General features: G+C 59.7%; 1 pseudogene. It reads left to right on the top strand.

Annotation, left to right across the window (positions count from 1 at the left end):
• Window positions 1-575: 575 nt before the first annotated feature.
• Window positions 576-2949, top strand: a pseudogene (locus PSV43_RS15855) (hypothetical protein); the annotation flags it as partial.

The following is a 2949-nucleotide window of genomic DNA, read 5'->3' as shown; positions in this document are numbered from 1 at the left end:
GCCGCTGGATGGAATCCGACCCCATCCTCACCACCACCTACATCCTCATGGCCCTAGGCCGCATCCACCAGACCCTGTAATAACTGTCCAGTTGCACCGCAACGGGCTCAGACTCACTCCAAACGCCGCGCTGTCCCCAGCGCGGCGTTTTTTTTGCGCCATCGCATTCACCGCCAGCATCAGGAACGCCGCCCATTTGGAGTGCGGTTGCTCAATGAGTCGCGAACGCAGCTACCGCTTTCGACGGCCTCGGTGACTCAAACCACGCACAGTTGAAAAAGGATCTGAATCCATGGCGCTTAGTAAGGGCCTTTTGGCGCTCTTTCGTCGCTTCGTCCCGCCACACACCAGCCCTGAATGGGCTGCGGATTGTAGCCCAGGGATGCCGAGCTTTAGCGAGTGCTTCCCTGGGTACCTCCACCAACAATCCGGGAAGCAAATCCAGCGCTCCGCCGCATCCCACGCCCACCAGCAGCGTCTGCAACCAGCCCCGCCACACCTTGGCTCCGCCAGCACCGTCGCACTCCAAACATCCCTCTCGACATCCCGCCGCCGCATCCCGTAGTCTCACCGTCATGCACGGCCTCTGTCGCCTCCTGGCGCTCCTACTCGTCCTCACCTCTGTACTGCATGCCGAGAAGCAGGAGATGTTCACTCGTTCCTTCAAGGTTCAGCCAGCTTTTCTTTCCCAATCCGATTTGGACAGCACCAAACTCGGCCCCGATCCCTTCGGTCCTCAACCAGTCCAGAATAAAACGCTCAAGCAATTGCTTGAAGAAGTTGGCATCACCTTCCCGGAAGGCGCTTCAGTGTCTCGTGGCCCAGTGGGTGAAATTGTGTGCCGCAACACAGAAGAGAACCTCGAACGCCTGAAGAAGCATATTGAGTCTTTAAACGCCGCGAATCATGAGCCCCTGCCAGCGAAGAAGCTGCCATTGATCACCCGCACCTTCAAAGTCCCGCCAGATTTCCTTTCCCTCGGCCAGCTTAAGCCTGACGAGCCAGCGGTTGTCGATCCCTTCGCATCGTCTCCCCCCGCCCCCAGCCCCTCTGACGGCATACATCTGTGGAAAAGCGCCCAGCAAATCCTCGAAGCGGCTGGCGTCCCCTTCCCCGAAAAAAGCGGCGCCATTTTCAATCCTCTCACCAGCCAGCTCACCGTCACTAACACCCTGCCCAATCTCGACCTCGTCGAAGCTTACACGGCAACAGGCCACCTTGCTCCCGCCCTAGTAGCCTACACCCTCACCGTCATCGAAGGCCCGGGCGAACTCATCCGCGAGGCCAATGCGCAGGCCTCGCACAACGCCAATGCATCGCTCGCATTCACCACGCTGCTCGATCACGCGAAAAAACCCGACTCGAATGTCCGCATCGTTGGCGATGCCTTTCTTGAAACCAAATCCGGCACCCGTGCCGTCCTCGAAGCCGTGTGCGAGCACAGCCACCCCACCGACTTCACGCTCGATGCCAAAAGCCGCGCCTCCGTCGCCAAAGAGACGAACAAAATCGGCCTGTATCTGGAAATCGAACCCACGGTAGGCGCCGATGGAGCCACCATCGAGACCACACTCAGTCTCGCACTCAATGCCGCACCTCCGACCCAGCGCCAGGTCAGTGTCAACGACCCACTCACCGGCCACCCGGCAGAGTTTCCCCTCACCGACATTCCAGGCACGCAAATCACCACCGGCCTCAGCATCCGCGCTGGCACCACCAAGCTCATCGCCGTCACCAAACCCATCGGCACGCCGCAGGAGAGCGCAGACATCCTCTGCGCCGTATTTCTCACCGCCTCTCTGCGCCGTGTTGAAGCCGTCCCCCCATCGCAGCCGAAAGTCCCACCACCCTCCTCCGTCCCACCCGGCATGATCTTCGCCACCCTTCATGCGCCAGAGGGCCTGTTTGAGCCAGTGCTCCATGGCACAAAGCGCCTCACTCTCCAGACCTGGATGGCTCAATCTGGCGTCACCTTTCCCTCAGGCTCCATCCTCGAACATCGCGACGGCATCCTGCGCTGCGTGAACACGCCCGACAACATCGCATTCATCATGGCGATCACTGACCAACAGCTTTCCCTCTACCCCAAAACCATCGCCCTCACACTCCACACCCTGGAGGCCCCCGCCCCCTTCCTGCGCGATCTCACCCGCCAGACACTCGCCTCCGCCGATGATTCCGCCATGTTCGCCGCCGTGGATTCCGCCGTTGCCCGTGGCGAGGCAAAATTCATCAACAGCACCTTCGTCGAATCCAAATCCGGCACACGAGTCAACCATCACGCCGCCTGCGAGTATCGCTATCTCGACGGCTTCGTCACCGATGCCCAGGGTCGCCCCAGCCTAAGCTTCGCCACACGGCGGGTCGGTTCCATCCTCGAAATCGAACCAACCACCGGAGCCGACTCACGCACGGTGGAACTCATTTTCAGCCACGAACTCCATCCCACGCCGCCCATCATGCGCCGCGCTCACTTCCGAGATCCCGCTTCACAGCAGCCCTTCGACATCCCCGCCACCGATTTCAACATCCACAAAACCACCACCGGCATCAGCCTCGCCAAAGGCAGCACCAAGCTGGTCTCCATAAACAAATCCATGGGCCTCGGCAAAACTGACCTGCTCTGGGTCACCTTTCTGAAATGCGATGTGGTGCCTCAAGTCCCGAAGACACACCCTGCAATGGCAGAACCCACACCTGATTCCAAGCCCACCACCGACCCCAAAGCCATCCACACTCGTAGCTTTCGTGTCCCCCCCGATTTTCTCTCGGCAGGTGGAGGTTCGACCTCCGCAGATGGCAAGTTAGAACGCAAAACAGCAAGAGTCATTCTGGAAGAAGCAGGCATCACCTTTCCGGAAGGAACAGCCGCCTACTATGGCCCTCCAACACCTCAGATGGTCGTCACCAACACGAATGAAAACCTCGACCTGATTCAAGCCTATGTGG

The sequence above is a fragment of the Prosthecobacter sp. genome (assembly GCF_029946185.1).
In the GTDB taxonomy this organism is placed as follows: Bacteria; Verrucomicrobiota; Verrucomicrobiia; order Verrucomicrobiales; family Verrucomicrobiaceae; genus Prosthecobacter.
This window is presented reverse-complemented; position numbering and strand designations above follow the sequence as displayed.